31 protein-coding genes and 2 tRNA genes are annotated in these 25311 nt (G+C 68.2%); 20 read left to right on the plus strand and 13 right to left on the minus strand.

The features are described from left to right. Window positions 1-95 precede the first annotated feature (95 nt). Both AC1ROD_RS16670 and AC1ROD_RS16675 read left to right on the plus strand, forming a co-directional pair. On the plus strand, window positions 96-500 hold the full coding sequence (locus AC1ROD_RS16670) for a hypothetical protein (protein WP_492949387.1): 405 nt from the start codon (window positions 96-98) through the stop codon (window positions 498-500). Between the two features lie 167 nt (window positions 501-667). After that, the gene (locus AC1ROD_RS16675; RefSeq protein ID WP_492949388.1) at window positions 668-1144 is read left to right on the plus strand and encodes a DUF6789 family protein; all 477 of its coding nucleotides are present in this window, start codon (window positions 668-670) and stop codon (window positions 1142-1144) included. Window positions 1145-1226: 82 nt separating this feature from the next. Here the strand turns inward: AC1ROD_RS16675 and AC1ROD_RS16680 are convergent, their stop codons facing one another. The 5 genes from AC1ROD_RS16680 to AC1ROD_RS16700 form a co-directional block, all read right to left on the minus strand. Next, on the minus strand, window positions 1227-1742 hold the full coding sequence (locus AC1ROD_RS16680; protein ID WP_492949389.1) for a F0F1 ATP synthase subunit B: 516 nt from the start codon (window positions 1740-1742) through the stop codon (window positions 1227-1229). A gap of 1 nt (window position 1743) precedes the next feature. Beyond that, window positions 1744-2343, minus strand: coding sequence for a F0F1 ATP synthase subunit B family protein (locus AC1ROD_RS16685; protein WP_492949390.1), 600 nt, complete (start codon window positions 2341-2343; stop codon window positions 1744-1746). Window positions 2344-2422: 79 nt separating this feature from the next. Beyond that, window positions 2423-2647, minus strand: coding sequence for a F0F1 ATP synthase subunit C (locus AC1ROD_RS16690; RefSeq protein WP_269516148.1), 225 nt, complete (start codon window positions 2645-2647; stop codon window positions 2423-2425). A 54-nt stretch (window positions 2648-2701) separates the two neighbouring features. Then, window positions 2702-3475 carry a F0F1 ATP synthase subunit A gene (locus AC1ROD_RS16695; protein ID WP_492949391.1) on the minus strand — a complete coding sequence of 258 codons (774 nt, stop codon included), beginning with the start codon at window positions 3473-3475 and terminating at the stop codon, window positions 2702-2704. A 7-nt stretch (window positions 3476-3482) separates the two neighbouring features. Further along, window positions 3483-3842, minus strand: a complete 360-nt coding sequence (locus AC1ROD_RS16700; protein WP_492033085.1) for an AtpZ/AtpI family protein — start codon at window positions 3840-3842, stop codon at window positions 3483-3485. A 247-nt stretch (window positions 3843-4089) separates the two neighbouring features. On the opposite strand from AC1ROD_RS16700, the gene AC1ROD_RS16705 reads away from it, so the two are divergent. Next, window positions 4090-5994: an ABCB family ABC transporter ATP-binding protein/permease gene (locus AC1ROD_RS16705; RefSeq protein WP_492949392.1), complete on the plus strand. Its 1905-nt coding sequence runs from the start codon at window positions 4090-4092 to the stop codon at window positions 5992-5994. On the opposite strand, the gene AC1ROD_RS16710 is transcribed toward AC1ROD_RS16705, so the two are convergent. The 4 genes from AC1ROD_RS16710 to AC1ROD_RS16725 form a co-directional block, all read right to left on the minus strand. Continuing rightward, window positions 5995-6462 (minus strand): chemotaxis protein CheE, encoded by a 468-nt coding sequence (locus AC1ROD_RS16710; RefSeq protein ID WP_492949393.1) that lies wholly within the window; start codon window positions 6460-6462, stop codon window positions 5995-5997. A 44-nt stretch (window positions 6463-6506) separates the two neighbouring features. Further along, a complete protein-coding gene (locus AC1ROD_RS16715; RefSeq protein WP_492949394.1) occupies window positions 6507-7094 on the minus strand; it encodes a response regulator in 588 nt (195 codons plus the stop codon). 96 nt (window positions 7095-7190) lie between these two features. Beyond that, complete coding sequence (locus tag AC1ROD_RS16720; protein ID WP_492949395.1) at window positions 7191-8141, minus strand: acetyl-CoA carboxylase carboxyltransferase subunit alpha; 951 nt, start codon at window positions 8139-8141, stop codon at window positions 7191-7193. A gap of 133 nt (window positions 8142-8274) precedes the next feature. Then, window positions 8275-9189, minus strand: a complete 915-nt coding sequence (locus AC1ROD_RS16725) for a site-specific tyrosine recombinase XerD (RefSeq protein WP_492949396.1) — start codon at window positions 9187-9189, stop codon at window positions 8275-8277. A gap of 71 nt (window positions 9190-9260) precedes the next feature. Here AC1ROD_RS16725 and AC1ROD_RS16730 point away from each other — a divergent pair, with 71 nt between their 5' ends. Genes AC1ROD_RS16730 through AC1ROD_RS16740 form a run of 3 tightly spaced genes read left to right on the plus strand, consistent with a single transcriptional unit; the run spans window position 9261 to window position 11547 of the window. Next, window positions 9261-9848, plus strand: coding sequence for a shikimate kinase (locus tag AC1ROD_RS16730; protein ID WP_492949397.1), 588 nt, complete (start codon window positions 9261-9263; stop codon window positions 9846-9848). Further along, window positions 9845-10963: a 3-dehydroquinate synthase gene (gene aroB / locus AC1ROD_RS16735; protein ID WP_492949398.1), complete on the plus strand. Its 1119-nt coding sequence runs from the start codon at window positions 9845-9847 to the stop codon at window positions 10961-10963. The genes AC1ROD_RS16730 and aroB overlap by 4 nt, the downstream gene beginning before the upstream one ends. Next, window positions 10957-11547 (plus strand): GNAT family N-acetyltransferase, encoded by a 591-nt coding sequence (locus AC1ROD_RS16740; RefSeq protein WP_492949459.1) that lies wholly within the window; start codon window positions 10957-10959, stop codon window positions 11545-11547. Before aroB ends, AC1ROD_RS16740 begins: the two co-directional genes overlap by 7 nt. Here AC1ROD_RS16740 and AC1ROD_RS16745 read toward each other — a convergent pair. After that, window positions 11544-11969 carry an MliC family protein gene (locus tag AC1ROD_RS16745; protein ID WP_492949399.1) on the minus strand — a complete coding sequence of 142 codons (426 nt, stop codon included), beginning with the start codon at window positions 11967-11969 and terminating at the stop codon, window positions 11544-11546. The two genes, AC1ROD_RS16740 and AC1ROD_RS16745, sit on opposite strands and share 4 nt — an antisense overlap. A 44-nt stretch (window positions 11970-12013) precedes the next feature. After that, window positions 12014-12463, minus strand: a complete 450-nt coding sequence (gene tadA, locus AC1ROD_RS16750; protein ID WP_492949400.1) for a tRNA adenosine(34) deaminase TadA — start codon at window positions 12461-12463, stop codon at window positions 12014-12016. A gap of 12 nt (window positions 12464-12475) precedes the next feature. Between tadA and AC1ROD_RS16755 the strand changes: the two genes are divergently transcribed. The 9 genes from AC1ROD_RS16755 to msrB all read left to right on the plus strand — a co-directional run bounded on the left by AC1ROD_RS16755 (window position 12476) and on the right by msrB (window position 19165). Continuing rightward, window positions 12476-14035 (plus strand): pseudouridine synthase, encoded by a 1560-nt coding sequence (locus AC1ROD_RS16755; protein ID WP_492949401.1) that lies wholly within the window; start codon window positions 12476-12478, stop codon window positions 14033-14035. 64 nt (window positions 14036-14099) lie between these two features. Then, a complete protein-coding gene (locus AC1ROD_RS16760) occupies window positions 14100-14735 on the plus strand; it encodes a TMEM175 family protein (RefSeq protein ID WP_492949402.1) in 636 nt (211 codons plus the stop codon). Beyond that, a complete protein-coding gene (gene rsmD / locus AC1ROD_RS16765) occupies window positions 14732-15298 on the plus strand; it encodes a 16S rRNA (guanine(966)-N(2))-methyltransferase RsmD (protein WP_492949403.1) in 567 nt (188 codons plus the stop codon). The genes AC1ROD_RS16760 and rsmD overlap by 4 nt, the downstream gene beginning before the upstream one ends. A gap of 48 nt (window positions 15299-15346) precedes the next feature. Next, the gene (locus AC1ROD_RS16770; protein WP_492949404.1) at window positions 15347-16135 is read left to right on the plus strand and encodes a MerR family transcriptional regulator; all 789 of its coding nucleotides are present in this window, start codon (window positions 15347-15349) and stop codon (window positions 16133-16135) included. Between the two features lie 245 nt (window positions 16136-16380). Beyond that, on the plus strand, window positions 16381-16857 hold the full coding sequence (rplM, locus tag AC1ROD_RS16775; RefSeq protein WP_492949405.1) for a 50S ribosomal protein L13: 477 nt from the start codon (window positions 16381-16383) through the stop codon (window positions 16855-16857). Window positions 16858-16859: 2 nt separating this feature from the next. Continuing rightward, window positions 16860-17348 carry a 30S ribosomal protein S9 gene (rpsI, locus tag AC1ROD_RS16780; protein WP_492949406.1) on the plus strand — a complete coding sequence of 163 codons (489 nt, stop codon included), beginning with the start codon at window positions 16860-16862 and terminating at the stop codon, window positions 17346-17348. A 73-nt stretch (window positions 17349-17421) separates the two neighbouring features. Beyond that, window positions 17422-17685, plus strand: a complete 264-nt coding sequence (locus tag AC1ROD_RS16785) for a hypothetical protein (RefSeq protein ID WP_492949407.1) — start codon at window positions 17422-17424, stop codon at window positions 17683-17685. Continuing rightward, a complete protein-coding gene (argC, locus tag AC1ROD_RS16790) occupies window positions 17682-18623 on the plus strand; it encodes an N-acetyl-gamma-glutamyl-phosphate reductase (protein ID WP_492949408.1) in 942 nt (313 codons plus the stop codon). The genes AC1ROD_RS16785 and argC overlap by 4 nt, the downstream gene beginning before the upstream one ends. A gap of 41 nt (window positions 18624-18664) precedes the next feature. Continuing rightward, complete coding sequence (gene msrB / locus AC1ROD_RS16795) at window positions 18665-19165, plus strand: peptide-methionine (R)-S-oxide reductase MsrB (protein ID WP_492949409.1); 501 nt, start codon at window positions 18665-18667, stop codon at window positions 19163-19165. Window positions 19166-19182: 17 nt separating this feature from the next. Here the strand turns inward: msrB and AC1ROD_RS16800 are convergent, their stop codons facing one another. Continuing rightward, window positions 19183-19566, minus strand: a complete 384-nt coding sequence (locus AC1ROD_RS16800) for a hypothetical protein (RefSeq protein WP_492949410.1) — start codon at window positions 19564-19566, stop codon at window positions 19183-19185. After that, a complete protein-coding gene (phaC, locus tag AC1ROD_RS16805; RefSeq protein ID WP_492949411.1) occupies window positions 19563-21572 on the minus strand; it encodes a class I poly(R)-hydroxyalkanoic acid synthase in 2010 nt (669 codons plus the stop codon). Before phaC ends, AC1ROD_RS16800 begins: the two co-directional genes overlap by 4 nt. 113 nt (window positions 21573-21685) lie before the next feature. On the opposite strand from phaC, the gene AC1ROD_RS16810 reads away from it, so the two are divergent. The 5 genes from AC1ROD_RS16810 (at window position 21686) to AC1ROD_RS16830 (ending at window position 25310) form a co-directional block, all read left to right on the plus strand. Beyond that, window positions 21686-22114, plus strand: a complete 429-nt coding sequence (locus tag AC1ROD_RS16810) for a hypothetical protein (protein ID WP_492949412.1) — start codon at window positions 21686-21688, stop codon at window positions 22112-22114. Between the two features lie 108 nt (window positions 22115-22222). After that, on the plus strand, window positions 22223-23230 hold the full coding sequence (gene glpX, locus AC1ROD_RS16815) for a class II fructose-bisphosphatase (protein ID WP_492949413.1): 1008 nt from the start codon (window positions 22223-22225) through the stop codon (window positions 23228-23230). Beyond that, complete coding sequence (gene recJ / locus AC1ROD_RS16820; protein WP_492949414.1) at window positions 23231-25048, plus strand: single-stranded-DNA-specific exonuclease RecJ; 1818 nt, start codon at window positions 23231-23233, stop codon at window positions 25046-25048. Between the two features lie 66 nt (window positions 25049-25114). After that, window positions 25115-25189 (plus strand) — tRNA-Glu (locus AC1ROD_RS16825). A gap of 49 nt (window positions 25190-25238) precedes the next feature. Beyond that, window positions 25239-25310: transfer RNA gene (locus AC1ROD_RS16830), tRNA-Glu, on the plus strand. Window position 25311 lies beyond the last annotated feature (1 nt).

Consider the following 25311-nt stretch of genomic DNA (forward strand, 5'->3'; position numbering starts at 1 on the left):
AAGGTCGTCACGGTCGAGGCTTCTTGGCCAGATCGTGGACCCGGAGAACACCGGGGACGTTGTCAGAACAGACTGCCTTCCTATCTGGACCTCCCGTGACCCTCGCTTTCGCCCCTTCCGGATTTTCGCCTCGCTCCCGCGATCCGCTGCGCGCCCTCAAGCGTTCGGCGCTGATGATCGCTGGTGTGCTGGTGGTCATCCTGGGGCTGCTGATCGGGCCGCTGCCGGGACCCGGCGGGATTCCGGTGGTGACGCTCGGTTTGGTCCTGATCCTGCGCGGCTCGTGGAAGGCCAAGCGGCTGTTCATCCGCGCCCAGTACGCCAAACCCAAGTGGGTCTATCCGTTCCGCCGCCTGATGCGGAAGCGTCCGGAGTTCGCACCCGTTTTCTGGCAACAGGCGCTGCGGGCCGAGAAACTGGTGCTGCGCCGCAGCAACCGGCCGCTGAAGGGCTGGCGCAAGCGCATGCGCCGCACCCCGCGCAAGCCTGCATTCGCTTGATCTGAACCTCTGAAACGCCGCTTTTTCGCGCCTGCGTTGTCGCAGGCGCGAAGCACGCGTTTGTGAATGTGCCCGGAATGTGGCGCATGGCGTCCTGTCGCGACAGGCGTATCCTCCTCCCTGCGTTATCGGAACGGAACAAGGCGTTGGGAGGCGCTGTCGTTATGATGTCACGCGTTAAAAAGGGACTGGTCGCCGGCTTCGCGGCCACACTGGTCGTCTTCGCACTGGAGGCGGTCAATCAGTTCGCGGGGCCGTGGTTCACCCCGTCGTTTCCGGCCATGGTGGCCAGTATGATCGGCATGGACGGCAATGTCGCCGTCGGCTGGATCGCCCACTTCCTGATGGGGACGGTCGTCCTCGGGCCGCTGTTCGGCATTCTCTGCCCCCGGCTGCCCACCGACACCCAGGCCACCAAGGGCATCGCCTTCTCGGTGGGGGCCTTCGTCATCATGATGACGGGCGTCTTCCTGTTCGGCGGGCCGCAGATCTTCGCGGGCGACGGCGGCTTCGGCGTCGTGGCCTGGCTGCTGATCACCAATGTGGTGTTCGGGATCGTGCTGGGGCTCGTCTATGGCGAGCTGGTCATGCGCGAGAAGAAGGCCGCCAAGCTGATGTCGGCCGGCGGCATTCCCGCCCACTGAGCCCGGATCGGGTCCGGGCTGACAACGAAAAAGGCCCCGCCGTCGCCGGCGGGGCCTGATGTCGTTGCCGTAGCGGCCGTCTCTAGTTGAGGCGGGCGCTGATCTGGGCGATGGCGGCGTCGAGCAGGGGATCGCCCTTCTGACCCGAAACGCGGGCGGTCAGGATCTGCTCGGCGGCGCGAGACGCCAGGTCGGCGGCGGCGGCCTTCACCTCGGCCGACGCCTGGGCCTCGGCCTGGGCGATGCGGCGTTCAGCCAGGGCCTGACGGCGAGCCAGGGTCTCTTCCAGCTTGGCCTTGGCCTCGGTCTCCATGACGCGGGCGTCAGCCTCGGCGGCGCGGAGCATTTCGGCGGCCTGGGCTTCAGCCTCGGCCTTTTCGGCGCGAATCTGGGCCAGCAGGGCCTCGGCTTCCGAACGCAGGCGGGCGGCCTCGTCCAGTTCCGACTGGATCTTGGCGGCCTTGGAGTCCAGCTGGGCGGCGACCATCTTCGGCACGCCGACAAAGATCACGATGCCGAGGAAGATCAGCAGGCCGATGGCGACCCACAGCTCGGGCTCGGCGATGTTGTAGAAGTGGGGTTCGAGGAAGGCGGGCATATCAGGCGGCTCCCTTGACCGCGGCGGCGGCTTCGGCGGCCGTCGGCGCCTTGCCGGTCAGATGCTCTACGATGGCCGAGGCGGTGTCGGTGGCGATGGTCGAGACATTGGCCATGGCGGCGTCGCGGGTCTTGCCGATGGCGGTCTCGGCCTCGGCGATGCGGGCGCTGACCACGGCTTCTTCTTTGGCGGCGCGGCGGTTGGCTTCGTCGGTGACGCGAGCCTTGGCGGCGGCGGCGGTGGCGCGGGCGGAGGCGCGGGCCTCGGCGACCTCAGCCTTGGCCTGCTCGGCCTGGCCCGCGGCCTCGGCCTGGACCTGACGCGCGGTGGCGACGGCGGTGGAAATGGTGTCGGCGCGTTCGTCCATGACCTTGCGCATACGCGGCGCGAAGACCTTGGCGATCAGCCAGTAGAGAATGGCGAACAGGAAGACCAGATAGACGATCTGGCCGAACCAGTGCTGGAATTCGAATTGGGGCAGGCCGCCGCCTTCGCCATGCGCGGCCTCGGTCGAGGCGTGCGTGGTGTTCACCGTGCCGACCTGGGCCGAATGGGCGGCGTCGGGAGCGGTGGGAACGAGGTCGGTTGTATGTGTGGCCATGCTTCGTCTGTCTTGCAAATCAATCGAAAAGGCGCGGCGACCGGGGTCGCCCGGCGCCGCGCCTGTTCGGGAGCAGCCCTTAGGCCGAGTAGATCAGGATACCCAGAACGAACGACAGGATGCCCAGGGCTTCAGCCAGGGCGGCGCCGACGAACAGGTTGCCGATTTGCGAGCCGGCGGCCGACGGGTTGCGCAGGGCGCCCGTCAGGAACGAGCCGAAGATGTTGCCGACGCCGATACCGGCGCCGATCATGCCGGTCATCGCGAGGCCGGCGCCGATGAGCTTGGCGGCTTCTGCTTCCATAATCTTTAGTCCTAGTCTGAGGTTGGTTGGTTAGGGACGGAACTGGGAGGGGCTTTAGTGCCCGTGGCCCAGGTTGACCACATCGTTGAGGTAGATGCAGGTCAGAACGGCGAAGACGAAGGCCTGGAGGAAGGCCACCAGGAACTCGAGGGCGGTCAGGCCGACGGTCATGCCCATCGAGAGCAGGGCGATCGGGATGCCGAGCCAGCCCACGGCGCCCGTGACGCCGATGACGACGAAGCCGGCGAAGACCTTCAGGGCGACGTGGCCGCCCATCATGTTGCCGAACAGACGAAGCGTCAGGGTGATGGGGCGCAGCAGGAACGAGACGAACTCGATGATCACCACGAAGGGCAGCACGAAGATCGGCACGCCCGACGGCACGAACAGCTTGAAGAAGCCCAGGCCGTGCTTGGCGAAGCCGATAGCCAGCACCAGCAGGATGGTCATGACGCCGAAGGTGGCGGTCACGGCGATCTGCGAGGTGGCGGTGAAGGTCAGGAACAGGCCGATGAAGTTCATGGCCAGGATGAAGGTGAAGACCGTGAACACGAACGGGAACAGCTTCCTGCCTTCATGGCCGATGATGGAATCGACGATGCCGTCGATCATCCCGAAGAAGGTTTCGCCCACGGCCTGCATACGGCCCGGAACGACCGTGGCCTTGGCGGTGAACAGCTGAAGCATCAGCACCACCAGACCGAAGGCGATGGTCATCGCCAGGTGCGAGTTGGTGAAGGCGATGTGCTGCGTGCCCACGACAGGCAGGGTCACATCCCCGAAGTCGATCAGGGGTTCGATCTTAAACTGGTGAAGCGGATCAGCCATGGGCCCCTTAGTCTTCTTCGTCTTCGTCGAAGGGAACCGACTTCGGCTCCACTCCACTTGCCTTGGCCTGGGCCATCAGGCGTTGCGCCGTCTGCCAGGCCATCCATACCGATACGGCGAAGCCCAGAAGGACGCCGCCGATCAAACCCCAGGGTCCGGTGTGCGCGAACCGGTCCACGATGAACCCGAGCGCCAGCCCCACGAAAACCCCGCCGAACAGGTCGGCGATGATCCGCCACGCCTGTCCCGCCGCCGCCTGTCCCGCCGCTTCATGCGACACGGGAGGAGCCGTCCGCGCCTCCAGTGAGGAAGCGCTGTCGTTGAGGCGTTTGATCGCCTCTTCGCGCGATTCCGTCGGTTGGGACATGGTTCGTTTCGGCTCGACGTCCCGGCAAGCCCGGACGGGGTCTGAATTCGGCGCGGAACCTATAGGCGAGGGGCGCTTTGGTCAAGGCGTGTTACAGGCCCTCTAAGTCGCTGATCTGGCGACAGATTTTTTATCCCCATGGCGGTGTGACGAAGCGTCGCCGCGGGGGGAGGGGTTCGCCGCCGGGGATGGTTCGGCCGTCGCCCTTTCTTCCGGGTCCGGCGCCATCCATATGCAGGCGATGACGATGAGAGGCAGTGAGCGCGGCGGGCGCGGCGGACGCGACAAGGGGCCGGAGGCCCGGGCGGGAAGGCCGACCGACAAGCCCGAGGACCCCAATACCTTCGCCGCCCTGGCCGATCTGACGCGGCTGGTCGGTCGATCGGGCGCGCCGCACCTGCGTCTCAGGCTGATCGCCTCGATTCTCCTGACCCTGGCCGGCAAGGGTCTGGGCGTGCTGGCCCCGCTGGTGCTGGGGGCGGCGGTCAATCATCTGTCGCGCGGGCAGGGGGCGGCCGTGTCCGTCGGCTTGGGCTTCGCAGCCTTCGCCGTGGGCTGGGCCGTGGTGCGCCTTCTGTCGGCGGCGACTCCGCAGATTTCCGACGTGGTCTTCGCGCCGGTGCGTGCGGCGGCCCAGCGGCGGACAGCGGCCGAGACCTTCGCCCACGCGCTCAACCTGTCGCTGGACTTCCACCAGACCAAGCGGTCGGGCTCGCTGTCGCGCACGGTGGACCGCGGCTCGCGCGCAGTGGACTTCCTGCTGCGCATCCTGGCCTTCAACCTGGTCCCGACCGTGGTGGAGCTGGCGCTGGCGGCGGCGGTTCTGGGCGGCAAGTACGACTGGCGATTCGCGGCCGTCGCGGTCGTGGTCGTGGTCGTCTACACCGGCCTGACCTTCGGGGTGTCCAACTGGCGGATCGAGCATCGGCGCGTGATGAACGCCGCCGATTCGGAAGCGGCGGGCCTCGCGGTCGACGCCCTGCTCAACTACGAAACCGTCAAATCGTTCGGAGCCGAGGCCCGCGCGGCCGAGGGCTACGACCGGGCCCTGGGCGCCTATAATGTCGCGGCGCTGAAGGCCAACACCTCCCTGGCCCTGCTGAACGGCGTCCAGGCCCTGATCATGAATGTCGGCCTGGGGGTCATGGCGGTCATGGCCGGGTTCGAGGCGGCGGCCGGCCGGATGGGCCCAGGCGACGTGACGGCGGCCGTGCTGATCATGATCTCCCTCTACGCCCCGCTGAACATCCTCGGCTTCGCCTATCGCGAGATCCGCCAGTCCTTCATCGACATGGAGGAGATGCTGAAGATCACGCGTCAGACGCCCCAGGTCGCCGATGCCCCGGGCGCGCCGGACCTGCCCCGGGCGGAGGACGCGCGTGGCGGCTCTATTGCCTTCGAAGGCGTGTCCTTCCGCCATGACGCCCGCGCCAACGGGCTGGAGGACGTCGACTTCTTCGCCGCGCCGGGTACGACCACCGCGCTGGTCGGGCCGTCCGGCTCGGGCAAGTCGACCATCGTCAAACTGGCGCTCCGGCTGCTGGACCCGCAGGCGGGGAGGGTGCTGATCGACGGGCGCGATCTGCGCGACGTGACCCAAGCCTCCCTGCGTCAGGCGGTGGCCCTAGTGCCGCAGGACGTGGCCCTGTTCAACGACAGCCTCAGGGTCAACATCGCCTTCGCCAGGCCGGATGCGGACGAGGCGGCGATCTGGGCGGCGGCCGAGGCGGCGGAACTGGCGGACTTCATCCGCAACCTCCCGGACGGTATGGAGACCAGGGTCGGCGAGCGCGGTCTGAAACTGTCGGGCGGCGAGCGTCAGCGGGTCGGCATCGCCCGGGCCTTGCTGGCCGATCCCTGCATCCTGATCCTCGATGAGGCCACCAGTGCGCTGGACAGCCGGACCGAGGCCGCGATCCAGAAGACGCTGAGGAAGGCGCAAGCCGGCCGCACCACGCTTGTGGTCGCCCACCGCCTTTCGACCATCGCCGACGCCGACCAGATCCTGGTGCTCAAGGCGGGACGCATCGTCGAACGCGGCGCCCACCATGAACTGGTCGCCCGGGTCGGCGGGGAATATGCGGCGCTGTGGAAGAAGCAGACGCGCGGCGCACGGGCGGCGCGGGCCGAGGCCCTGCAGGCGACCGACTGATCAGGCGGGATCAGCCTCGATCTCATCGCCGGGTTCGCTCGGCGCCGTGGGGATTTTCTTGGCCATGACCTGTTTGAGGCTGTCCAGCACCTGGGCGCGCTCTTCGACGGCCTCGGGCGGCAGGCTCAGGATCAACTGCATCGACTGGGCGTGGACGGTGACGATGCGCCAGTCGAACGGCCGATCCTCGGGCGCGGCGTCGATCAGGTCGCACAGGCCGGCGGCGACGGTGCACAGGTCGATCAGCTCGAACGGACCCGCCGCGTCGATCACGGCGCTGGCCAGATCATAGACGTGTTCCAGCACAGCCCCGGCGTCCGGCGAAGCCGGGTCAGGGGCTTTCAGGGCGGCCAGTTCGGCGACGCGCTCGCCCACGATGACCTGGCTCTGGGCCTGAAGGGTTTCCAGATGGGCGCGGGCCTGGGCCAGGGCGACGCCGACACTGATGCCGCCGGGTTGGTCGATCATGGTCGAAAGCCGCGACTTCCGCTCTTTTCTCAGAACGACGACCATCAGATGGGCTCCGCAGTTTCGATGGCCTCGGCCAGCGACCGCGCCTTTTTCTCATTGAGCGCGATCATGTCGCTGCGGCGTTCGTTGCGGTCGCGGGGGCGGGATTCGCGCATCCGCCGGTCCGGACCCTTGTACTCCCCGACCTCGAGGAAGGGACGGGTGTCGCGGGCGACCCAGATCAGCCGCTCCAGCAGGCTGGTGGCGCTGAACGGCTTGGTGACCAGATAGTTGGCGCCGCAGTCGCGCACATCGCCGACCTTGGACTTCCGCACATGGGCCGCGGTCATGATGATCGGGATATAGGCGTTGGGCTCCAGGCCCGAGTTGCGCACCCAGCGGACGAACTCATGGCCGTCCATGCCGGGCATCTCGCAGTCCACCAGGATCAGGTCGACCTGATGGTCCTCCAAGATCCTGATGGCGTCGGCCGCGCTGAAACAGGAATAGCGGACCTGAATGCCGAAACCGCGCAGGGCGAGGGTGGTGAGATCGAGGCCGAAGGCGGAATCGTCCACCACCATGGTCACGGCGTTGTTGAGATTGAAAACCGCGCTGTCGCGCAGGTTTTCGTTGACGCCGTTGCTCATGACCGCCGCGGAGATTGTTTCACTACCGCAAGGTGTCAGGCGGCGGTGGACAAGCGGTTAACGGAAGGTGTGGCCGATCCCTTATGTCGGTTTCCGTCAGACGGCCCGACCGATGGCGTAGAACCGGTCCGCCCGCTGTTTGCGCAGCTGGTCGGGCGACAGGGGCGTCAGGGCCTTGAGCTCTTCCTCGACCACGTCGCCGACGGCCTTGACCGCTTCTTCGCGGTCCGCGTGTGCGCCGCCGACGGGTTCGTCGATCAGGCGGTCTACGATCTTGAGCGCCATCAGGTCGGGGCCGGTGATCTTCATGGCCATGGCCGCATCCTTCGCGCGGGCGCCGTCGCGCCACAGGATGCCGGCCGCGCCCTCGGGCGAGATCACCGAATAGATGGAGTGCTCCAGCATCAGCACCCGGTTGGCGGCCGCCAGGGCGATGGCGCCGCCCGATCCGCCTTCGCCGGTCACCGTGGTGATGAAGGGCACGCCGAGCGTCAGGCCGCGCTCGGTCGAGCGGGCGATGGCCTCGGCCTGACCGCGCTCCTCGGCGCCCAGGCCCGGATAGGCGCCGGCGGTGTCGACGAAGGACAGGACCGGCAGGCCGAACCGGTCGGCCAGATCCATCAGGCGCACGGCCTTGCGATAGCCCTCGGGCCGGGCCATGCCGAAATTGTGGGTCAGGCGGGTGGCGGTGTCGTGGCCCTTCTCATGGCCCATGACGACCACGGCCTGGCCGCGGAAGCGGGCGAGACCGCCCAGAATAGCCTGGTCGTCGCCGAACTGGCGGTCGCCGCGCAGCTCGACATAGTCGGTGAACAGCCCATCCAGATAGTCGACGAAGTGGGGACGCTCGGGGTGGCGGGCCACCTGGGTCTTCATCCACGGGTCGAGACCGGCATAGGTCTTCTTGCGCAGCTGCTCGGCCTTCTTGCGCAGGCCGGCGATCTCGGTCTCGAACGAACCGGAGGTCGAGGCCAGCAGCCCCAGTTCCTCGATCTTCTCCTCGAGTTCGGCGATGGGCTTTTCGAAATCGAGGTAATGCGTGGCCATGAGGCGTCCGGATGGGCGAGCGGGGAAGGGCCGCCCTTGAGAAGCGGCGGAACCTAGAGCCGGTAACGCTTCGCGGCAAGCGGGGTTCAGTCAGGTTTGTTGACCCCGCGGCAGGATCAACTTCGGCGCGTTGCTACTCGTCTTTCGCGAGCGGGTGGTGCTGGTTGACCACCTGGGTCAGGCGGTCGGTGGCCACGTGGGTGTAGATCTGGGTGGTGGCGATGTCGGCGTGGCCCAAGAGGGTCTGGACGACGCGCAGGTCGGCGCCGCCCTCCAGCAGATGGGTGGCGAAGGCGTGGCGCAGGACGTGCGGGCTGACCCGGGCCGGGTCGATGCCGGCGTCGATGGCTGCCTGATCCAGCTGCTGGGCGAAGCGGCGCGGCGTTAGATGGCCCCCGGCGCCGGTGGAGGGGAACAGCCACGGACTGTCCGGCCCCTTCTTCGGCTTGCGGGCGTCGCGGACCTCCAGCCAGGCCTTCACGGCCTCGCGCGCCGCGCTGTTCAGCGGGGCCAGTCGCTCCTTGCCGCCCTTGCCGCGCACGATCAGCCAGGCCGGGTCGCGCCGCACGGCCTCGACCTTGAGGGCCAGCAGCTCCGAGACCCGCAGGCCGGAGGCATAGGCCAGCTCCACCAGCGCCAGCATTCGCGTCGCGCCCGCGCTGTCATCCTTGCCGGCAGCGGCCAGCAGGGCCTCGATTTCCTCGCGTGACAGGGTCCTGGGCAGGGAACGGCCCTGTTTCGGTGCGTCGAGCCGTCGCGAGGGATCGTCCGTCCGCCAGCCCTCGCCCAGGGCGAATCGATAGAATTGCCGCACCGCCGAGCGCCGCCGCGCCGCCGTCGCCGCCGATAGGCCACGCACGGACAGGGAGGCGTACCAGGCCTCGATCGCCGCCTCGTCGGCCGAGATCAGCCCGCCCTTGCCGACCCCGGCCTCGGCGTCGGCAAGGTCACGGGCATAGGCCGACAGGGTGTGGGGCGAGGCGTCGCGTTCGACCGCCATCATCTCCAGAAAGGCCTCGACCCGGGGCGAGGAGACGATCCCGCTCATGCTTTTGCGCTCAAGCTTTGGCCTTCAAGGTCTGGCGACATGGAGCGCATCGTGTAGAGGATCGAACGGTTATGCCTTCCCGTTCGATCACGCCGAATCCCGATGCCCTGCAGCGTCATGACCGCACCATAGCCCTGGTGGGGCTGATGGGTGTCGGAAAATCCACCGTGGGGCGGCGCCTCGGCCAACGGCTGGGCCTGCCGTTCGCCGACGGCGACGACGAGATCGAGGCCGCCGCGGGGATGACGGTCTCGGATATCTTCGCCAAGCTGGGCGAGGCCGAGTTCCGCGACGGCGAGGCCCGGGTCATGAAACGGCTGCTGGAAGGCCCGCCCATGGTGCTGGCGACCGGCGGCGGGGCCATCCTGAACGCCGACACCCGCGCCCTGCTCAAACAGCACGCCATCACCGTCTGGCTCAGGGCCGACATCAAGATCATCGCCGCCCGCGTCCAGCGGCGCGACACCCGGCCCCTGCTGCGTGGCAAGGATCCGGCAGAAGCCCTGCGCGCCATGGCCGAGGTCCGCTACCCCGTCTATGGCCAGGCCGACGTCACCGTCGATGTCGGCGGCGGCGCCCATGCCGAGGCGGTCGAGGCCATCGTGAAGGCGCTTGAGACCTACCGCGCCGAAACCAGCGTCGGGCAGGGCGGGCAATGACGGACTTTCCTGTCACCACGGTTCCGGTCGGCGGCGGCGCCTTCGCCCCCTATGACGTGGTGGTCGGACGCGGCCTGCTGGCGACGGCGGGAGAACGCATCGCCCCCCTGACGCGCGGCCGCACGGTGATCATCAGCGACGAGACGGTGGCGGCCATCCACGGCCCGGCCCTGTCGGCCTCCCTGACGGCGGCGGGCGTGGCCAATCAGATCGTCGCTGTACCGGCGGGCGAGGGCTCCAAATCCTTCGCCGAGCTGGAACGGCTGATGGACCGGCTGCTGGAGGCCGGACTGGACCGCAAGGATGTGGTCGTGGCCCTCGGCGGCGGCGTGGTCGGCGACCTCGCCGGTCTGGCGGCGGCCCTCTATATGCGCGGCATCGACTTCGTTCAGGTCCCGACGACGCTTCTGGCCCAGGTGGACTCATCCGTGGGCGGCAAGACGGCCATCGACACCCCGCGCGGCAAGAACCTCGTCGGCGCCTTCCACCAGCCGCGTCTGGTGCTGGCCGACATCGACGTCCTGGCCACCCTGCCGCCGGTCCAGCTGCGCTCGGGCTGGGCCGAGGTGCTCAAGCATGGTCTGATCTGCGACGCGCCCTTCTTCGATTGGCTGGCAGGTGAGGGGGCAGGAGGCGCCACGGGCGATCCGGTGGCCCTCGAACGCGCCGTGGTCCGCTCGGTCGAGATCAAGAGCGGCATCGTCGGCGAGGACGAGAAGGAGGCGGGCCGTCGCGCCCTGCTCAACCTCGGCCACACCTTCGGCCATGCGGTCGAGGCCGAGCTCGGTTTCGAGGAGGCCGCCCTGGCCCATGGCGAGGCCGTGGCCCTCGGCTGCGTCCTGGCCTTCCAGTACTCCGCCCGACTTGGCCTGTGCGACCCGGAAGAGGTCGCGACGGTCGACGCCGCCATCGCCGCCGCCGGCCTGCCGACGCGCCTGAAACAGGCCGGCGACTTTACCGCCGACGCCCTGATCGCCCGGATGGCGGGGGACAAGAAAGCCGAGGGCGGGCGGCTGACCCTGGTCCTCGCGCGCGGCATCGGCGACGCCTTCGTCGAGAAGACAGTCGATGCGGCCGACTTGAAGGCCTTCCTCATCGAACAGGGCGCATCTTGAAGATCGAGGCGATCGTCCTTGAGGACGCCTTCGTCCGGCTGGAGCCCCTGACGCCCGCGCTGAAGGACGAGATGCGCGTCGCCCTCGACTGCGACGCCCCGTCCTGGGACATCATGGTCGGCGCCGCGTATGGCTCGCATTTCGACAGCTGGTGGGGCTCGGCGATGAGCGCCATGGCCTCGGGCAGCCGTGTCGCCTGGGCCGTGCGTCGCAAGTCAGACGGCGTCCTCGTCGGCACGACCAGCCTCTACGAGATCAAACCCGAGCACCGCCGCTGCGAGATTGGCTCGACCTTCTATCGGCCCGAGGCCCGGGGCGGTCCGGTCAATCCGGCCTGCAAGCGGCTGCTTCTGGCCCATGCCTTCGACGCTGGCGCCGTGCGGGTCGAGATCATCACCGACGGCGTCAACGCCGCCAGCCAGGCCGCCATCCGCAAACTCGGCGCCCGCGACGAAGGCATCCTGCGCAAGCACAAGATCACCTTCACCGGTCGCATCCGCGACACGGCCCAGTTCGCCATTCTGGATGAAGACTGGCCCTTGGTGCGCGAGCGGCTGGACGGGCGGCTGGCGGCGTTCGCCTAGTCCACCGCGCGGCAGTCGGTGGGCTGCAGGCCGTCGGCGGTCCAGGTGGCCATGACGCCCTTGCCGCGCAGCTCATAGGCGCTGGCCCGGTACCAGATGCCGTCGGCGGCGCGTTCCTGGAACAGGTCCACGGCCTCGCCATTGGAGTTGCGCACCGTGGCCATCTGGCGCGGATTGTCGAAGTCGACCGACAGCCGTTCGCCGTTGTTGCACAGATAGACGGTGCGGATGACGCGGTTCATGGCCCGGTCCTGGACCTCGGCGCCGGTGCGCTGGCGGGCGGTCTGGGCCTCGATGGCGCGTTGCTTGACCTCGTCGCCGCTGGTCGGGGCCGCGCGGGGCTCCTTGCCGCAGGCGGCCAGGACGGCCAGCGCCGCCAGACCGCAAAAGATGATCGACTGCGGCAGATCCGGTCTGGTCAAGAAAGGGGCCCTCCAAGGCGACGCTTGGACGGCTAACGCCGGTTTCAGGCTGGCGTTCCACCGCGACGCTTCCTGAAGAAGGCGCGCAACATCTCCCCGGCCTCGGCGGCGTCGGGCCCGGCCTCGGCGACGGGGCGCCAATGACAGGTCGGCTGGTCGAAGATTTTCGGCCCGTGGATGACCGCGCCGCCCTTGGGATCGTCTGCCGCCCAGACCACCCGGCCGATTCGAGCATGGCTGATGGCCCCGGCGCACATGGCGCAGGGCTCCAGCGTCACATAGAGGGTCAGGCCGGTGAGGCGATAATTTTGCAGTGCGGCGCCCGCGCGCCTCAACGCAACGATTTCGGCGTGGGCGGTGGGGTCATGGGCCGCTACGGGGCCGTTTTCGCCCGTGGAGACCACTTCGCCGGTCGATTCGTCGACGATAACGGCGCCCACGGGAACCTCGCCCGCGTCCGCCGCCGCTTGCGCAAGGTCCAATGCCATGCGCATGAACCGCTCATCATGGCCCGCCATACAGACGACAACGACAAGAAGCCCCGCCCCAGTCAAGAGTTGAGGGCGCACAAACCCGGCGACCGACCGAAGAGCGGCGCCCCGCGCCCCGGCTCGGCGAGCGCGAAAGCCTTCGTCTCCGAGAAGAAGGAAGCAGGCTCCGGCGGCAAGTCCTTCGGCGGCCGGGCCTATGCGCCGGACAAGGGCGCGCGCCCTGAAAAGCCGATCAAGGGCAAACGCTATTCGGCCGATGACAAGGGCGCGGCGGGCAAGGGCTTCGGCAAGGGCCCCGCGAAGGGCAAGGACGCCAAGGCGGCGCCCGAGGAGCCCAAGCGCACCGAACGGATCGCCAAGGCCATGGCTCGCGCCGGCATCGCCTCGCGCCGCGAGGTCGAGCGCCTGATCGGTCTGGGCAAGGTGGCGGTCAACGGCCGCATCCTCGACACGCCGGCGACCCTGGTCACCCGCGACGACGTCATCACCGTGGACGGCAAGCCGATCGCGGCGGTTCAGGCGACCCGCGTCTGGCGCTACAACAAGCCCGTCGGCCTGCTGACGTCGCATGCCGACCCGAGCGGCCGCCCGACCGTGTTCGACAGCCTGCCCGCCGGCCTGCCGCGCGTGATCTCGGTCGGCCGTCTGGACATCAACACCGAAGGCCTGCTGCTGCTGACCAACGACGGTGAGCTCAGCCGCGCGCTGGAGCTGCCGACCACGGCCCTGGTGCGCCAGTACCGGGCCCGCGCCCGCGGCCGCATCACCCAGGCCACGCTCGACACCCTGAAGGACGGCGTCACCGTCGACGGCGTCCGCTACGGCCCGGTCGAGGCGACCATCGATAAGGCCAAGACCAATGAGGACGGCGGCCAGTCCGCCAATCTGTGGATCAGCGTCCAGATCTCTGAGGGCAAGAACCGCGAAGTCCGCAAGGTGCTGGAGTCGGTCGGCCTGACCGTCAACCGCCTGATCCGCCTGGCCTATGGCCCGTTCCAGCTCGGCACACTGCCGTCCGGCGCTGTCGAGGAGGTCGGCCCCCGGGTCATCCGCGAACTGCTGGGCGAACATATTCGTCCCGAGAACCTGCCCCAGGGCAACACCGTCCAGACCCCGGTCCCCGTGCCCGGCCGTCGCGGCGGCATGCCGCTGGTGACCGGCAAGTCCGGCTCGGCCATCTCCGATCCGTCGCGCAAGCCCAGCCGCGTCCGCGCCGCCGAGACCGCGACCGCCCAGAGCATCGAAAAGGCCAATCGCCCGCCCAAGAAGGCCGGCTGGGCCAAGGCCGCACCGCCCAGCCCGCGTGGACCCTCCACCAAGAAGGCCTGGGTTCCCCGTGAGGGCGCCGCCGCCGACGGCGACCGTCCCAAGCGCCCCTTCAAGCCGCGCGAAGACCAGATCATCGGTCCCAAGTCCTCGACCTGGGCCCGCGATGGTCGCGACGGGGGCCGCGACGGGGACAAGCCGAAGCGCGACTTCAAACCGCGCGGTGAAGGCGGGGCCCGGCCTTCGGGCACGAGCGGCCGTCCTGCCGGCGCCTCTCGCCCGACCGGTCCGCGCAAGCCGCGCGGCTGACGCCCATCGTTGACGACTGAAGGGTGGCGTTGGAACCTGTTCCGACACCGCCGGGGGACTTCACATGACCGATCACACGCACGAACTCGTTCACAAGGGCGATCCGGGCCTCGACCGGCTGCTGTTTTTCTCGGACGGCGTGTTCGCCATCGCCATCACCCTGCTGGCCATCGAGCTGCACGTCCCGCACGGCTGGGACGGCCATGCGGCGACTCTGTTCCGCGAGAGCTGGCAGATGCTGGCCGCCTTCGCCCTCAGCTTCGCGGTGGTCGGCATCTTCTGGAACTCGCACCGCCGTCTGTTCCTGGGCATGCAGCGCTTCACGGTCGGCGTCTTCGTGCTGAACCTGATCCTGCTGGCCGGCATCGCCCTGATGCCGTTCGCCTCGGTCCTGCTCTACTCGCCGCCCGTGACCATCGAGACCTTCGGCCTCTATCTGGGGCTGGTGTCGGCCATCGGCCTCGCGAACGGCCTGGCCCAGGGCTATGCCTATTTCGTCGCCGATGTCGTCCGGCCCAAGCGGCCCTTCGCCCTGCGGCTGGCGGCGACCCTGATGCAGGCCTTCATGCCCGCGGCCTGCTGCGGTCTGGCGCTGGCCATGTCCGTCGGGGCGCCGCTGTGGATCGTCGCCCCGCTGGCGGTAGTGGTGGCCGGTCTGGTCGGCTTCCTGATCTGGGCCCAGCGTCGCGCCGCCGCATGAGAATTGTTTCGGGATCGCTGAAGGGCCGGGCCATCGTCGCGCCGGAGGGGCAGAACACCCGCCCGACCTCCGACCGCGCCCGTCAGGCCGTGTTCAACGTGCTGGAACACGCCGCCTGGGCCGAGAGCCTGCAGGGCGTGCGCGTCATCGATCTTTATGCCGGTTCGGGCGCCCTGGGCTTCGAGGCGATGTCGCGCGGCGCCGGCTTCTGCCTGTTCGTCGAGACCGACGACAACGCCCGCGGCGCGATCCGCGACAATGTCGAGACCTGGCATCTGTTCGGTTCGACCCGGGTCCTGCGCCGCAGCGCCACCGACCTGGGTCCGCGCCCAGGCCCCATCGCCGAGGCCTTCGACCTGGCCTTTCTTGATCCGCCCTATGCGAAGGGTCTGGGCGAACAGACCCTGGCCGAGCTGCTCAAGGGCGACTGGCTCAAGCCCGGGGCGATCGTCGTGTTCGAACGCGGCTCCGGCGAGCCCGAGATCGAGACGCCCGGCTATGAGCGTCTGGACGCGCGCGACTACGGCGCCGCCCGGGTGTTGTTCCTGCGTCGGGCAGACTGAAAAAACGCGCTTGACCCTCACGCCGCGTGAGGCCCGATAGGGGTGTCCATGCGGAACGACGCGAGCCACAGAACCTATACCGTCAGCCAGCTGGCGCGGCTGTCCGGGACCTCGGTCCGGACGCTGCATCACTATGACGAGATCGGTCTCCTGAAGCCCGCGTCGGTCGGCGAGAACGGCTATCGCTACTACGGACGCGAGGAACTGCTGCGACTGCAGTCGATCCTGGTCCATCGGGAGTTCGGCATCGCCCTCGGCGATATCGCGGTCCTGCTGGACAGCGCCGGCTTCGACCGTCTGGAGGCGCTGCGTGCGCAACGGGGGCGGATCGAGGCGGAGGCGGAGCGCTATCGCCGACTGGCCCGGACGATCGACCGCACGATCGCCGAACTGGAAGGACGAGACACCGTCATGGACAAGCAACTCTACGAGGGCTTCAGCCCGGAAAAGCAGGCCGAGTACGAGGCCTGGATCATCGACAAATACGGCGAGCAGGCGCGGCCCCGCATCGAGGCGGGCCGGGCGGTGGTCGAGGCCATGTCGCCGCAACAGCGTCAGGACTGGATGGCCGAGGTCGCCGAGTTGGAGGCCGATCTGGGCAGGGCGATGGGGCAGGGGATGGCCGCCGACAATCCGGCCCTCGACCCCATCCTGTCGCGCCACCGCGCCTGGGTCGGGATCAGCTGGAAGACCCTGCCGACGCCGGAGGCCTATGCGGGCCTCGCCGACCTCTATACCGGCAACCCGGACTTCCGGGCCCGCTATGAGGCGATCCGGCCGGGGCTGACCGACTGGATGGCCGAGGCGATGAAGGCCTATGCGGTGCGGGCGGCCTGATCCGGGCCGGTTTCGGGGCTGTCGGAGCCGATCCGGCGGCCCCGAAAGGGCGTTTCGGGCGTCAATATGTGCGGTATTTTAATACCGCGTTCAGAATATCGAGTAAAATCAGATGTCTAGGGCATATTTGTGCATTCAATGCGCATTGACGCCTGTGATCCCTTCCTCTATCAGCGCGCCTTCCGTTCGTTCCGGCATCTGCAGGAGCGGGCCAACCCGTTTCGTCTATCCCAGGAACCTCGAAAATGCTGAAGAGCACTACGGCTGCCTTGAAGCCGTCCGAGGTCGAGAGGAAGTGGATCCATATCGACGCTGAAGGCGTCGTCGTGGGCCGCCTCGCGACCTTCATCGCCATGCGCCTGCGTGGCAAGCACCTGCCGACCTACACCCCCCACGTGGACTCGGGCGACTACATCGTCGTCACCAACGTCGACAAGGTCGTGTTCACCGGCAAGAAGAACACCGACAAGATCTACTACCGCCACACCGGTCACCCGGGCGGCGTGAAGTCGACCACCCCGGCCAAGGTGCTGGGCGGCCGCTTCCCGGAACGCGTTCTGGAGAAGGCTGTCGAGCGTATGATGCCGAAGGAAAGCCCGCTGGCCCGTTCGCAAATGACGCACCTGCGCCTGTTCGCCGGCGCGACGCACGACCACGAAGCCCAGCAGCCCGAAACCATCGACTTCGCCGGCCGCTCGGCCAAGAACACCCGGAGCATCTGAGCATGACCGACGTCACTCAAGACACCGCCACCGGTTTCGACGCCCTGAAGGGCCTGTCCGCCACGGCCGAAGCCGCTCCGGAAGCCGTCCAGAAGCTGGACGCCCAAGGCCGCGCCTATTCGACCGGCAAGCGCAAGAACGCGATCGCCCGCGTCTGGGTCAAGCCCGGCACCGGCAAGTTCACGATCAACGGCAAGGATCAAACCCAGTATTTCGCTCGCGAAATCCTGCGCATGATGATCGCCCAGCCGCTGGTCGTCTGCGGTCGTGAGACCCAGTTCGACGTCGTCTGCACCGTCGAAGGTTCGGGCCTGTCGGGCCAGGCCGGCGCCATCCGCCACGGCCTGTCGCACGCCCTGACGCACTATGAACCGGCCCTGCGCCCGGTCCTGAAGCCGCACGGCTTCCTGACCCGCGACAGCCGCGTCGTCGAGCGCAAGAAGTACGGCCGCGCCAAGGCCCGCCGTTCCTTCCAGTTCTCGAAGCGTTAAGCCGTTTCGCGAAAGCGATTACGAAACGGGGCGCTTCGGGAAACCGGAGCGCCCTTTTTCTTTGGAGCCGCCGATGCCCCACTGGATGCGCCTTTGCCTGATCCTGGCCATGGCGGTCTGGGGCGGCTGGTATTTCCCGAATATGCTCTGGGTGGCTTTCAGGACCGGCCGCATCATTGATGGAAAGCCCTATGACGGCATTCCGGTCATGCGATCCAGAAAGCCAATCGCATACTGGCTTTCGGTGATCGTCGCGGCGGTGATGACCTTCCTGATGCCCTATCTGATCATCTTGATAATCGGCGACCTGGCCGGTTTCTGGGAGTCCGACCTTTGACCCACACCCTCTTCATCGACGGCGAGGCCGGCACTACGGGGCTGGAGATCCGGCAGCGTCTGGAAGGGCGCGCGGATCTGGAGTTTATCTCCCTGACCGGCGACCTCAGGAAGGACCCGGCGGCGCGGCGTGAGGCGCTGAACGCGGCCGATGCGGTGATCCTGTGCCTCCCCGACGAGGCGGCGAAGGAAGCCGTCTCCATGATCGACAACACCACGACCCGGGTCATCGACGCCTCAACCGCCTTCCGGGTCGCCGACGGCTGGACCTATGGCTTCGCCGAGATGGACGCAGGTCAGCGCACGGCCATCGCCGCCTCGACGCGGGTGTCGAACCCCGGCTGCTATCCGACCGGCTTCATCGGCCTGATGCGGCCGCTGGTGAAGGCGGGCATCGTGCCCGCGAGCGCCCTTGTCACCGTCAACGCCGTCTCGGGCTATTCCGGCGGCGGCAAGTCGATGATCGCCGAGTTCGAGGGCCCCGAGAAGGACAAGGCGCCGGCCTATCGCGCCTATGGGCTGAGCCTGCACCACAAGCATGTGCCCGAGATGACGACCCACACGGGCCTCGCCAATGACGTCCTGTTCGCCCCGGCCGTCGGGACCTATCGCCAGGGCATGCTGGTCGAAATCCCGCTGCAGCTGTCGGCCCTGCCGGCGACCTCGGTCGAGGTCATTCACGGCGCCCTGGTCGAGGCCTATGCAGGCCAGCGCTTCGTCGAGGTCGCGGACCTTGAGACCACCGAGGCCATGACGGGCATCGATCCGGAGGGCCTGAACGGCACCAACCGCATGCGTCTTCACGTCTTCGGCGACCGCCACGGCCATCAGGCCCGTCTGGTGGCCCTGCTGGACAACCTCGGCAAGGGCGCGTCCGGCGCGGCGGTGCAGAATCTGAACATCATGCTGGGTCTGGACGAGGCGACGGGGCTGTCCTGACGGGTTGAAACCTTTCGCCGATCGGTGGCGTACTTTGGTTCATGACCCAGCTCCTGATCCCGCGCCGTACGCTGCTGACAGGCCTCGGCGCCCTGTCCGTGACAACGGCCCTCGCCGGTAAGGCGAGCGCCGCCGCCGACGCCTTCGCCTCATCCCCGTTCCGCCAGACCACGGACGCCCAATGGCGCGCCCGCCTGCCGGGGCTCAGCTATGACGTCCTGCGCCACGAGGCGACCGAGCGGCCCTTCACCAGCCCCCTGAACGATGAGCACCGTCCGGGAACCTTCGTCTGCAAGGCCTGCGAACTGCCGCTGTTCCTGTCGGCATGGAAGTTCGATTCCGGCACCGGCTGGCCCAGCTTCTTCCGCGCCAACCCGGCGAACATCGCGTCGAAGAGCGACTTCGCCATCGGTATTCCGCGTACGGAGTATCACTGCGCCCGCTGTCTGGGGCACCAGGGCCACGTCTTCGACGACGGCCCGCGTCCGACCGGCAAACGCTATTGCAACAACGGCGTCGCCCTGACTTTCAAGCCGGGCTGACTTTCAGACCCGGCTGATCACTGCCAGCTGCGGGCCTTGATGGCGGATTCGATGGTCGCGCCGGTCATGACCGAGGCGATGATCACGAACAGGCCGTAGTCATGCCCGGCCCAGAACACCGGCACAGCGGCCAGCAGCATGACGACCAGCGGAAAGACCCCGGCCATGGCGGCCGTAGAGGGCTTGTCGGCGTGGATCATCGGCGGGGTGACCCGCTTCAACTGGCGCTGCATCAGGGCGTTGCCGACGACATAGCCGACGATGCAAATCGCGGCCATCAGCGGGTATTTGATCTCGCCCCCGGCGCCGACCTCGCCATAGACCACCGTGGTCAGAAGCAGCAGGAGCAGGGAGATGGTCGTGCTGACCGCCAGCAGGAAGTTCGGTTCGATACGCTTCAAGACTGCACTTTCACATAGGAGCCGGGGGCCGGCTCGAGGGGCGTAAGCAGACCCCTGGATGGATCCCGCGCCGGGATGAGTTTGCCTGACCGCTCCTTAAGCCAGGCCGCCCAGTGGTTCCACCAGCTGCCGGGATGTTCTTCGGCGCCCGCCTGCCATTCGGCCAGGGTCGCGGGGAGGGCGGTGTTGGTCCAGTGCTGGTACTTCTTCGCCGCCGGAGGGTTGATGATCCCGGCGATATGGCCCGAGCCGCCCAGGGTCAGGGTCACGTCAGCGTTCCGGAAGGCGCGCGCCGAGCGATAGACCGAGTTCATCGGCGCGATGTGATCCTCGCGGCTGGCCACGAAATAGAGGGGGATGGTCACATCGGAGAGGTCGACCTTGATCCCGCCGATCCCGAACTCCCCCTTGGAGAGCAGGTTCTGTCCGTACATCGAGCGCAGATAGTCCATGTGCAGGGCCTTGGGCATCCGCGTCTGGTCGGCGTTCCAGAACAGCAGGTCGAAGGCCGCCGGCGACTTGCCCATCAGATAGTTGGACACGAAGAACGACCAGATCAGGTCGTTGGCGCGCAGGGCGTTGAAGGTCTCGGCCATGGCCGCGCCGGGCAGGACCCCGCCGGCCTCGTCCATCTGCTGCTCGATGCTGCTCAGCCAGTGCTCGTCGGTGAACAGCAGCAGGTCGCCGGCCTCCTCGAAGTCGTGCTGGGCGGCGAAGAAGGTGGTGGCGGCGACGCGCTTGTCCTTTTGGGCGGCCATATGGGCGAGGGCCGCCCCCATCAGGGTGCCGCCGATGCAATAGCCGACGGTGTTCAACGTCTTCGAACCGGTCTGCTCCAGCACCTTCTCGACCGCGCGATAGATGCCCTTTTCCAGATAGTCGTCGAAGCCGAAGCCGGCCTTGTCCTTGTCGGGATTGACCCAGGAGCAGACGAAGACGGTGAAGCCCTGGGCCGACAGCCAGCGGATCAGCGAGTTCGCCGGCTGCAGATCCATGATGTAGAATTTGTTGATCCACGGCGGGAAGATCAGCAGGGGCACGGCGTACTGCTGGTCGGTCGCGGCGTCGAACTGGAGCAACTCGAAGAGCTCGTCACGCCAGACGACCTGGCCGGGCGCCGTGGCGACGTTCTCGCCGACGACGAACTTGCCGTAGTCAGCCTGGCTGATGGCCAGCTTGCCCGCGCCGCGCTCCAGGTCGGCGGCAAAATTCTGCATTCCCTTCACGAGGGATTCGCCGTTGGTCTCGGCCATGGCCTTCAGCGCCACCGGGTTGGAGGCGAGGAAGTTGGACGGCGAGAAGGCGTCGGTCAGCAGCTTGGTGAAGAACTCGGCCCGGCGACGCGTCATCGGGTCGACGTCCTCGACCGAGGCGATCAGGCCGTTCATCCAGTCCGAGGTGACCAGATAGGACTGGCGCATCATGTCGAACATCGGGTTCTCGGACCAGGCCGGGTCCTTGAAGCGCTTGTCGGGGCGGTCGCCGGCCGAGGGGGCGACGGTGTCTCCCGCCGCGCGGCGGCTGGTCGTGGCCCACAGGTCCATATAGCGGCTGAACAGGTCGGCCTGGGCGCTGAACAGCTTGTCGGGGCGGGCGGCCAGGCTGGTCATGACGCTGGTCATGGCCGGGCCGACGTTGAAGGGATCGGGCGACAGGGCGGCGGGACGGTCGGCCTGGCTCAGGGCGGCCTCGGCGATGGCCGACTGGGCGGTCATCGCGGCCCGGGCGATGTTCATCGACAGGGTTTCCAACGCCTGCATCTGATCGGCGCCGGGCATGACGAAGGGGTTGGCGGTCTCGGCGTGCGGCTGGGCGTCCGCGTTCGACTCGGGCTTCGCTTCAGGCGGAGGAGGGGCGGCGGTCTCATGCACCGGCTCGACGACAGCGGCTTCCACGGCCTTTTTCGCCCGGGGACGCGGGGGCTTGGGCGAGGTGGGGCGACCGGCCTTTCTGGGCGCGGCGACAGGCGTTGCGGTCTTGGAAGCCTTGGTCGGTCGCTTGGCCATCAGGGGTCCTTCGGCGTTTCCCGGCGTGGGGGGACTGCACGCCGCCCTTCCGCCGAATGCGATCATGGCATATGACCGGCTCTGAAATGAACGCTCGCGTTGTGAAAAAGATGATGCGGCCGATGCTTATGGCCGGAGCCGCCCTGGGAATGGTCTCGGGCCTGTCGGCCTGTGTCGGCAAATTCGACCCCCAGACCGACGCCAGTTCGCCGCTGGCGCCGCGCGTCCAGGCTCTGGTCGACGCCAATCGCACCTGGCCGCGCTGGGAGGACTTCCCCCGCTCGTCGGAGCCGGTGCCGCCGCCGGCCCAGGTGGCCCAGCAGGTCAACACCCTGCGCGCGACCGGCGGGGCCCTGGCCAATGAGGTCTCGACCCTGGAGTGGCAGAACGGCGACCCGGCCGCGCTGGAGCGCGACGTCGCCGCCCGCGTCGCCGCCGTGCCCGTCTCCCCCGACGCGGCCCGCACCGCCGCCGAGCTGGAAGCCTATGCCCAGTCCCTGCGCGACCGCGCCAAGGCGCCGCCGCCCGTCGGACGTCAGTAGGGCGGACGCCCACAATAAGCCGTCTGCGGGGGGCAGACGTCACAGACGCAAGTTAGTCTCGCCCGGACCCCAGAATCCGGGGATCATCGCTCCTCAAGGAGACACGCAATGGCCGACACGGCCCCCTTCGACACCCGGCCGCTGGATCGGCGCCGCCCGGTGACCACCACCGAAATCCCGTTTTCGAGCCTGGCCGCCGACGCCGTGCGCGTGACCGAGGCCGCCGCCGTCGCCGCCTTCGCCCAGATCGGGCGCGGCGACGAGATGCAGGCCGACCAGCTGGCCGTCGACGCCATGCGAACCCAGCTGAACCGGCTGGAGATCGACGGCCTGATCGTCATCGGCGAGGGCGAGCGCGACGAGGCGCCCATGCTCTATATCGGCGAGGCCGTGGGCACGGGTCGCGGCCCCGCCATCGACATCGCCCTGGATCCGCTGGAAGGCACCACCCTGACGGCCAAGGCCATGCCGGGCGCCCTGTGCGTCCTGTCGATGTCGGCCGGCGGCGGCATGCTGCATGCGCCCGACACCTATATGGACAAGATCGCCATCGGCCCCGGCTATGCGCCCGGCACGGTCGATCTGGACATGAGCCCGGCCGAGAACGTGCGGTCCCTGGCCTCGGCCAAGGGCGTCGACGTGCGCGACATCACGGTCTGCGTCATGGACCGGCCGCGCCACTCCGAACTGATCGCCGCTCTGCGCGAGGTCGGGGCCAAGGTCATGCTGATCGGCGACGGCGACGTCGCGGGGGTCATCCACACGACAGACCCGGAAACGGGCATCGACCTCTATCTGGGTTCGGGCGGGGCGCCGGAGGGCGTGCTGGCGGCCTCGGCCCTGAAGTGCGTCGGCGGCCATTTCCAGGGGCGGCTGCTGTTCCGCAACGACGACGAGCGGGCCCGCGCCCACCGGATCGGCATCACCGACCTGAACCGCAAATACGACCTGCATGAGATCGTTTCGACCGACGCCGTCTTCGCCGCCACCGGCGTGACCAGCGGCGCCCTGCTGGACGGCGTCAAGATCGAGCGCGGCCTGGTCAGCACCCATACGGTGGTGATGGACTCCTCGACCCACACCGTGCGCCGCATCCGCACGACCCGGCCGCTGTAAGTGGCCGACGGCGGCATCCCCACCGGCGGCATCAGCCAGTTCCTCGACGTCTCGCGCTCGCTCTCGGGCCGGGCCTGGCGGCAGCGCCCGGCCGAGCCCTCGGTGACCCGCGCCCATATGCAGGCCCTCGGTCTCGACGAGCCCCTGGCCCGGGCTCTGGCCTCGCGTGGGGTGAGGGCGGATCAGGGCGCGGACTTCCTCAATCCGACGCTCAAGGCCCTGTTCCCCGATCCGTCCAGCTTCATGGACATGGACGCGGCGGCCTCGGCCATTCTCGACGCCCTGACGGCGGGATCCAGCATCCACGTCTTCGCGGACTATGACGTCGACGGCGCCTCCAGTGCGGCCCTGCTGGTGCGCTGGTTCCGGGCCATGGGCGCCGACCTGCCCATCTATGTCCCCGACCGCATTACCGAGGGCTATGGCCCCAGCGCCAGGGCCTTCGACACACTGAAAGCCTCGGGCGCCGATCTGGTCATCACCGTCGACTGCGGCGCGGCGGCCAATGAGGCCGTCGCCCACGCGGGTGCCATCGGCCTGAACGTGGTGGTCATCGACCACCATATGATGCGCGAGGAGCCGCCGCAGTGTCTGGCGGTCGTCAATCCGAACCGGCCGGGCGACAACTCGGGCCAGGGCAATCTGGCCGCGGCGGGCGTCGTCTTCGTGCTTCTGGCCGCGCTGAACCGCGAGGCGCGGGCGCGGGGGCTGTTTGCCGACCGCGAGCAGCCGGACATCCGCCAGTGGCTGGATCTGGCCGCCATGGGCGCGGTCTGTGACGTGACCGGCCTGACCGGCTTCAACCGCGCGCTCACCGGCCTCGGTCTGCGGGTCATGTCGGACTGGAAGAACCCCGGCCTCAAGGCCCTGCTGGCCGCCGCAAAAGCGGAAGAGGGCCCGGCCAAGACCAATCACGCCGGCTTCATCCTGGGACCACGCATCAATGCGGGTGGGCGGATCGGCAAGTCCGACCTCGGCGCGCGCCTGCTCTCCACCGACGATCCGGACGAGGCCCGGATGCTGGCCGAGGAGCTGGACGCCCTGAACATCGGCCGCCGCGAGATCGAGCGTCAGGTCACGGAAGAGGCCACCCGCCGCGTCGAACAGACGAAGGCCCATGACGACGGCTCGGCCGTGGTCGTCATCGCTGGCGACGACTGGCACCCGGGCGTGGTCGGCATCGTCGCCGGGCGTCTGCGCGAACGCTGGCGCAAGCCCGTCATCGTCATCGGCGTCGACGCCGTGAACGGCATCGGCAAGGGCTCGGGCCGGTCCCAGCCCGGCATGAACCTGGGCCGCGCCATCCAGGCCGCCTGGAACGAAGGCCTGCTGATCGCGGGCGGCGGCCACGCCATGGCGGCGGGGCTGACGGTCAAGACCGACGGCATCGACGCCCTGAGGGCCTTCCTCAACGACCGCCTCTCCGGCGAACAGGTCGAGGCCGAGGTGCTGGACCGGGTCGAGATCGACGCCCTGATCGAGCCCGGCGGCGCCACCCGCGCCCTGTTCGAGACCTTCGAGCAGCTGGCGCCCTTCGGCCCCGCCAATCCCGAGCCGCTGTTCGCCCTGGCGGGGGTGCAGGCGCGCGAGCCGGTGGCCATGAACGGCGGCCATGTGCGCTGCCGGCTGGTCGGGCCGGACGGCGCCTCGGTCAGGGCCATCGCCTGGCGCTGCGCCGATCTGCCGCTCGGCAAGGCGCTGTTGGCCGGGCAGGGGGGGCTGAGCGTCGCCGGTCGTCTGAAGGCGGACGACTGGAACGGACGCCGCGGCGTCCAGTTCGAAATCGAGGACGTCGCCGACCCCCGAATGGCCTCCTGAAAACAATCGTCGATTTGGTGTTGCGCCCCCCGGAATCGGCGGCTATATCGCCCGCTCTCGCGCAGCGGTCCCTTCGTCTATCGGTTAGGACGTCAGGTTTTCAACCTGAAGAGAGGGGTTCGACTCCCCTAGGGACTGCCACGCGGACCTCCGGAAATCGGCGGCTAAAATACGACTGCTCTCGCACAGCGGTCCCTTCGTCTATCGGTTAGGACGTCAGGTTTTCAACCTGAAGAGAGGGGTTCGACTCCCCTAGGGACTGC

The organism is Brevundimonas sp. GW821-FHT12E07, assembly GCF_058807035.1.

Bases quoted from the DNA above. Each gene is read 5' to 3' on its own strand.
- rplM (WP_492949405.1), top strand. From the start codon at position 16,381: ATGCTGAAGAGCACTACGGCTGCCTTGAAGCCGTCCGAGGTCGAGAGG.
- tadA (WP_492949400.1), bottom strand. From the start codon at position 12,463: ATGCGCATGGCATTGGACCTTGCGCAAGCGGCGGCGGACGCGGGCGAG.
- AC1ROD_RS16715 (WP_492949394.1), bottom strand. From the start codon at position 7,094: ATGAGCAACGGCGTCAACGAAAACCTGCGCGACAGCGCGGTTTTCAAT.
- AC1ROD_RS16690 (WP_269516148.1), bottom strand. From the start codon at position 2,647: ATGGAAGCAGAAGCCGCCAAGCTCATCGGCGCCGGCCTCGCGATGACC.
- phaC (WP_492949411.1), bottom strand. From the start codon at position 21,572: ATGGCCAAGCGACCGACCAAGGCTTCCAAGACCGCAACGCCTGTCGCC.
- AC1ROD_RS16695 (WP_492949391.1), bottom strand. From the start codon at position 3,475: ATGGCTGATCCGCTTCACCAGTTTAAGATCGAACCCCTGATCGACTTC.
- AC1ROD_RS16700 (WP_492033085.1), bottom strand. From the start codon at position 3,842: ATGTCCCAACCGACGGAATCGCGCGAAGAGGCGATCAAACGCCTCAAC.
- AC1ROD_RS16675 (WP_492949388.1), top strand. From the start codon at position 668: ATGTCACGCGTTAAAAAGGGACTGGTCGCCGGCTTCGCGGCCACACTG.
- AC1ROD_RS16760 (WP_492949402.1), top strand. From the start codon at position 14,100: ATGACCGATCACACGCACGAACTCGTTCACAAGGGCGATCCGGGCCTC.
- AC1ROD_RS16710 (WP_492949393.1), bottom strand. From the start codon at position 6,462: ATGATCGACCAACCCGGCGGCATCAGTGTCGGCGTCGCCCTGGCCCAG.
- msrB (WP_492949409.1), top strand. From the start codon at position 18,665: ATGACCCAGCTCCTGATCCCGCGCCGTACGCTGCTGACAGGCCTCGGC.
- AC1ROD_RS16725 (WP_492949396.1), bottom strand. From the start codon at position 9,189: ATGAGCGGGATCGTCTCCTCGCCCCGGGTCGAGGCCTTTCTGGAGATG.
- AC1ROD_RS16720 (WP_492949395.1), bottom strand. From the start codon at position 8,141: ATGGCCACGCATTACCTCGATTTCGAAAAGCCCATCGCCGAACTCGAG.
- AC1ROD_RS16810 (WP_492949412.1), top strand. From the start codon at position 21,686: ATGCGGCCGATGCTTATGGCCGGAGCCGCCCTGGGAATGGTCTCGGGC.
- AC1ROD_RS16770 (WP_492949404.1), top strand. From the start codon at position 15,347: ATGCGGAACGACGCGAGCCACAGAACCTATACCGTCAGCCAGCTGGCG.
- AC1ROD_RS16755 (WP_492949401.1), top strand. From the start codon at position 12,476: ATGGCCCGCCATACAGACGACAACGACAAGAAGCCCCGCCCCAGTCAA.
- aroB (WP_492949398.1), top strand. From the start codon at position 9,845: ATGACGGACTTTCCTGTCACCACGGTTCCGGTCGGCGGCGGCGCCTTC.
- AC1ROD_RS16680 (WP_492949389.1), bottom strand. From the start codon at position 1,742: ATGCCCGCCTTCCTCGAACCCCACTTCTACAACATCGCCGAGCCCGAG.
- AC1ROD_RS16785 (WP_492949407.1), top strand. From the start codon at position 17,422: ATGCCCCACTGGATGCGCCTTTGCCTGATCCTGGCCATGGCGGTCTGG.
- AC1ROD_RS16705 (WP_492949392.1), top strand. From the start codon at position 4,090: ATGAGAGGCAGTGAGCGCGGCGGGCGCGGCGGACGCGACAAGGGGCCG.
- AC1ROD_RS16730 (WP_492949397.1), top strand. From the start codon at position 9,261: ATGCCTTCCCGTTCGATCACGCCGAATCCCGATGCCCTGCAGCGTCAT.
- rsmD (WP_492949403.1), top strand. From the start codon at position 14,732: ATGAGAATTGTTTCGGGATCGCTGAAGGGCCGGGCCATCGTCGCGCCG.
- rpsI (WP_492949406.1), top strand. From the start codon at position 16,860: ATGACCGACGTCACTCAAGACACCGCCACCGGTTTCGACGCCCTGAAG.
- AC1ROD_RS16685 (WP_492949390.1), bottom strand. From the start codon at position 2,343: ATGGCCACACATACAACCGACCTCGTTCCCACCGCTCCCGACGCCGCC.
- glpX (WP_492949413.1), top strand. From the start codon at position 22,223: ATGGCCGACACGGCCCCCTTCGACACCCGGCCGCTGGATCGGCGCCGC.